The organism is Brevundimonas sp. UBA7534 (assembly GCF_002479325.1).
Taxonomy (GTDB): domain Bacteria; phylum Pseudomonadota; class Alphaproteobacteria; order Caulobacterales; family Caulobacteraceae; genus Brevundimonas.
The window spans coordinates 1-4,905 of record NZ_DLMO01000087.1 but is presented as its reverse complement, the minus strand read 5'-3'; the positions used below and the strand labels follow the sequence as shown (position 1 = coordinate 4,905).

The 4,905-nt window shown below is 66.1% G+C and carries 4 protein-coding genes; 2 read left to right on the top strand and 2 right to left on the bottom strand.

Translation table 11 applies throughout. The features are described 5' to 3' along the window. Together B2U11_RS06525 and B2U11_RS06520 are read right to left on the bottom strand one after the other, a co-directional pair. On the bottom strand, positions 1-1,111 hold a 1,111-nt coding region (locus B2U11_RS06525; protein ID WP_292070691.1), incomplete at its 3' end, for a thiamine pyrophosphate-binding protein. 11 nt (positions 1,112-1,122) lie between these two features. Beyond that, on the bottom strand, positions 1,123-2,550 hold the full coding sequence (locus B2U11_RS06520) for an aldehyde dehydrogenase family protein (protein ID WP_292070689.1): 1,428 nt from the start codon (positions 2,548-2,550) through the stop codon (positions 1,123-1,125). 175 nt (positions 2,551-2,725) lie between these two features. Here B2U11_RS06520 and B2U11_RS06515 point away from each other — a divergent pair, with 175 nt between their 5' ends. Beyond that, entirely contained in the window at positions 2,726-3,595 is an 870-nt protein-coding gene (locus B2U11_RS06515; protein ID WP_292070687.1) for a LysR family transcriptional regulator, read from the top strand. A gap of 1,070 nt (positions 3,596-4,665) precedes the next feature. Next, on the top strand, positions 4,666-4,905 hold a 240-nt coding region (locus B2U11_RS15730; RefSeq protein ID WP_414632942.1), incomplete at its 3' end, for a zinc ribbon domain-containing protein.

Below are 4,905 nucleotides of genomic sequence, written 5' to 3'. Positions count from 1 at the left end.
GTTCCTCGCGCCAGGCCGCCTTGCGTGACTGGACCGAGGCGCGCTGGGCTTCCACCGTCGCGGGGGCGCGCGGCGCCTCGCCCAGTTGCTCCAGCAGCGCGGCCAGGGTGGTGCGGGCGTCGCCGACGACGCCGATGTCGACCGGATAGCTCTTGCCGATCTCCTGCGGGTCCAGGTCGATCTGGATCAGCTTGGAGCCCGGGATGTTGAAGGTGTGCTCCGGACGCCAGGAGCTGCAGTCCGCCTCGCCGAAGGCGGTGCCGATCGCCAGGATGACATCGGCCTCGCGCGCGGCGTCGTTGGCGCACCGGGCGCCCCAGATGCCGGTGGTGCCCAGCGACAGCGGATGAGTCTCGGGAAAGACGCCCTTGCCGACCAGGGTGGTGGCCACCGGCGCGCCCAGGGTCTCCGCAACCGCCTTCAGCTCCGCATAGGCGCCCGACAGCGCCACGCCGTTGCCGGCGAAGATGACGGGATTGACGGCGCCGGACAGCAGCGCCGCCGCCTCCGCCACACCGGCCGGATCACCCATGGCGCGCGGGAAGTTGGGACGGCGAGAGCGGGTCTGCGGCTCGGCGGCGATCTTCTGGGCGAAGACGTCCATCGGAATGTCCAACAGCACGGCGCCCGGTCGCCCGGTCTGGGCGATGTTCAGCGCCCGATGCATCACGTCCGGCAGCAGCCGCGCATCGTCCACCCGCCAGACCCGCTTGCAGATCGGCCGCAGGATGTCGCCCTGCGACGCGTCCGCATGCAGCCGCATGGCCTGGTGCGCCTCGTGCGCGTGGTGATAGGTCGGCGTATTGCCGCTGATGACCACCATCGGCGTGCCGTCCATGGCGGCCGAGGCCACGCCGGTGATGGTGTTGGTCAGGCCGGGCGACAGGTGGACGTTGATCACCGCCAGCTTGCGCGACACGCGATAGTAGGCGTCGGCGGCGTGGACCGCCTGCTGCTCGTGGCGGAACGAGACATATTCGATACCCAGCCGATCACAGGCGTCGATCAGCGCATAGTTGGTGTGGCCGCACTGGCCGAACACCTTCTCGACGCCTTCCTGCTTCAGGCACTGGGCGATGAAGATCGCCGCGGTCACGCTCTCTGCGGTCATGCTTTCTTCCGTCATAGGGTGATCGTCACGAGACGCTCCTCGGTCATCTCGCGCATGGCGTAGCGGGGCCCTTCGACTCCGACGCCGCTGTCCTTGACCCCGCCGAAGGGCATCAGGTCGACGCGGCTGCTGGACGCCTCGTTCAAGTGCACCACACCCACGTGAAGACGCTCCGCAGCGGTCAGGGCGCGGGTGATGTCTTGGGTGAACAAGCCGGCGGCCAGGCCGAAGGGCGTGGCGTTCACCTGGCCGATGGCCGCGTCCAGGTCGTCGAACGGCACGATGGACAGGACGGGGGCGAAGATTTCCTCGCACATCACCTTCATGTCCGTGCGCACGTCCGTCAGCACCGTCGGCTCCAGGACCGCGCCGCGTCGTTCGCCGCCCGCCAGAAGCCGCGCGCCCTGTTCGACCGCCTCGCGCACCCAGGCCTGTGCGCGTGTCGCGTCGCGCTCGCTGATCATCGGCCCGACGTCGGTCGCGGGGTCGCGGGGATCGCCCACGACCAGCGCCGCGACCGCCGCCAGGAAGCGTCCGGTGAAGGACTCCAGCACGGACCGCTCGACGAACAGGCGCTGGGTCGAAGTGCAGGCCTGGCCCTGGCGACGAAAGCCCGACTGGGCGCAACGCGTCGCCGCCCGGTCCAGATCTCCATCGGCGCACACCAGGGTTGCTGCGATGCTGCCTAACTCCAGCGCCACGGGCCGCATGCCCCGCTTGCGCTGGATGTCCTTGCCGACCGGCGTGCTGCCCGTGAAGGTGAAGAAGTCCACGCCCGGATGTTCGACAAGCCGCGAACCCACCTCTGCGCCGTCGCCGTGGATCAAGCTGATCAGCCCCGCCGGGACGCCGGCCTCCAGCATCAACTCGAACAGGCGGGTTGCCGACAGGGGCGTGGACAGCGGCGGTTTGAACACCACGGCGTTGCCCGCCGCCAGAGCCGGCGCCACCTTGTGCGCCACCATGTTCAGGGGCGAATTGAACGAACTGATGCCGCCCACCACACCGCGAGGCGTGCGAAGGGTGTAGGCCATGCGCCGCGACTGACCCGCCGCGCCCTGGATAGGCACCATCTCTCCGACCAGCCGACGCGCCTCCTCGGCCGACAGGCGGAAGGTCTCGGCTGCGCGGCCGACCTCGTTGTGGGAATCCTTCCACGGTACGCCGGATTCGGCGACGATAGTGCGAGTCAGGTCGTCACGTTCGGCCAGGAGCAGGTCGGCGACCCGCGAAAGCAGCCGATGCCGCTCGGCCAGGTCCAGCCGCGTCGAACGGAAGGCCTCGGCCGCGGCGTCGACCGCCGCGTCGACCTGCGTCGGCGAGACCGTGGAGACGTGCGCCAGAACCTCGCCCGTGTGCTTGTCGCACACATCCACGGTCGCGCCCGTCCCCGCCGTCCAGCGTCCGGCGATCAGTGATTGGATATCGTTTCGCCTCATCGTCCTTCCCTTGGCCGCCCGCCTTCAGGCGGTGATCCTCCCCGTTTGCACAAGGAAGGCCGGCCGTCTCGTTACCGTCAGGGTTAGGGAAGCTCACCCTGAAGGAAAAGTGACGTTTGCTGTATTTTGTAGTGAGGTTTTGTTATGTTTCGTCTCAGCATTCGCGGAGGGGTTGATGAAGGTTGAGTTCCTATCGACGCTGAATGCGATCATTCGTCACGGCAGTTTCGCGGCGGCCGCGGAGGACATCGGCCTGACTCCAAGCGCGGTCAGCCTGCAGATGAAGCGGCTGGAACAGTATCTGGGCCAGCCCCTGTTCGATCGCTCCGGTCGCACGGTGCGGCCCACGCCGCTGGCCCGCGACCTGGCCGAGGAGGTCCGCTCGGCCCTCGACGCACTGGAGGAGGCGCGCGCCAGCCGGACGTCGGTCCTGACCGGCCGCGTCACCATCGGCGCCATTCGCTCGCTGCAACCGACCACCATACCGCTGGTGCTGCAGCAGATCGGCAAACGCCATCCGCAACTGGAGGTGCGCGTCATCCAGGGCGATTCAGGAGAGCTTCTCGATCATCTCAAGGCGGGCCGTATCGACGCGGCGGCCCTAGTCCGCCCCACGTCCGGCGGGTCCAGCCGCCTGTTCTGGCAGGACCTGACCCAGCAGCCGTTCGTCTTTGTCGCGCCGCCGGACAGCAAGGTGTCTTCACCCAAGGCTCTTATCGCCCGATATGACTGGATCCAGTTCGACACCTCCCTGACCAGCGGACGCACCGCCGCGGCAGTCCTGCACAGGCTGGCGCCGGGCGCCCGGCCCCGTTTCGAACTGGAATCGATCGAGGCGGTGCTGGCGATGGTGTCGGCGGGGTTGGGCGTGTCGATCATCCCGCAGCTTCACACCCGGCCGGCCGTGCGCGCCGCCGTGCGTCAGATCGACTTGGGTCGTGAAACCCCGACGAGGCGTATCTCTTTCGTATGCCGCAGCGGCGACATTGAGGGCCGCCGGCTCATCGCCGTCCGAGACGCCTTCGACGTAGCCTACGATAACTAGCACTGACCGATAGACAACCACCTTGGATGAAGGTCTGAACTAACAGCGCAATTCCACAGATTGACGCAAATTAGCGTCGGACAAGCCCCCTCAGTGAGGATTGGCCTCACCCAATAGCAGACCTTGGCAACCACCGTTAAGAGTCAGTAGCTGTCCTTGGCACCTGCTGTACGGCATCGACCGTTTGTGCGACCAACCGCGCCTGGCTCAAAGCGGAAAGGCGAGCCAATCCGAAAAGGGGATAGAGTCCGACGCTTCTGGACCGTACCCCAAGGCTTGGTTCAACCTCTTGGTGCAGCAGTGTCTAGCGAGGTTCGGATCGGTACGTCGTTCAGCCCTACCAGGAGCAGGAGAAGTGCGCGCCAGCCTGCTGGAACGCTCTCGGCGATGAGTCCCATTGCTCGTGCATGGGCGAGCATCGTGGAAGTCAGGGCCCAGCTGGCCGTTGGAAGGTGGTGTCCGACTCTTTGGCGACGCGATGGGGTGAAAAGGCGATCGCCTGCAGGCTAATTCGGATGCGCTGAAGCTGGCCGATAGGACCTGCGCCGAGCGATAATTCTTTTGCGCCCGTCAGCCCTCCCCCTCCCCCTCCCAACAGTCGCGACGGTGAAGTCGAGCGGTTCGGGTTGCAAGCCGAAGTCGCTCTCTAAACCTCCGACCGATCCCGATTTGAATGTCTGGATGCGGGCCAAGTGCCAATGTCCGCAACTGGCGCTTCCGGGACCTCCGCGCCTGCCGGGCGACGTGCGAGCTGCAGACAACGAACAGAGATCACTTGTACGAGTAGCCGCAAGAGCCCCGTCTGCGTAGTTTTGCGTCGCGCAGATGCACCTTCACTGCAGGCCTGCAGCAAGGTGGCCAAACACATTTCGCGCGCCGAGCTATTGCGTTGTCGCCGGCACAGAAAGCGGTCAGGCGAGGCGGGGGAAAAGTGCGGCGCGCCGCCCGTGCCGTGCGTTTTCCCGTTGCCAAGCAGTTCAATTTCAAGAAGCGCGATGTACCTTCTTGGCATCCCGTTTACGACGAGCCGAAACTCGTGGTTCACGCCTTAGAACGTCCCCGTCCAGCCCATTCACCTCACCAGTGTACAGGTCGATTACAGCGTCCACTCCTGGGCCTTCTATCCGCCAGCAGCCACTCTGTCCGCCCAACATCCAAAGCGGCTACTATCGGGGCTGCTGAAGTGCGGTCTATGCGGGGCCGGGATGACGCTGAACAGCGCTAAGTACGCCTGCAGCGCGGCGCGCGAGCGGGGCACCCGCAGCAACAATAAGATTATCGCCGCGCAGACCGTCGAAGCACGCGTTCTG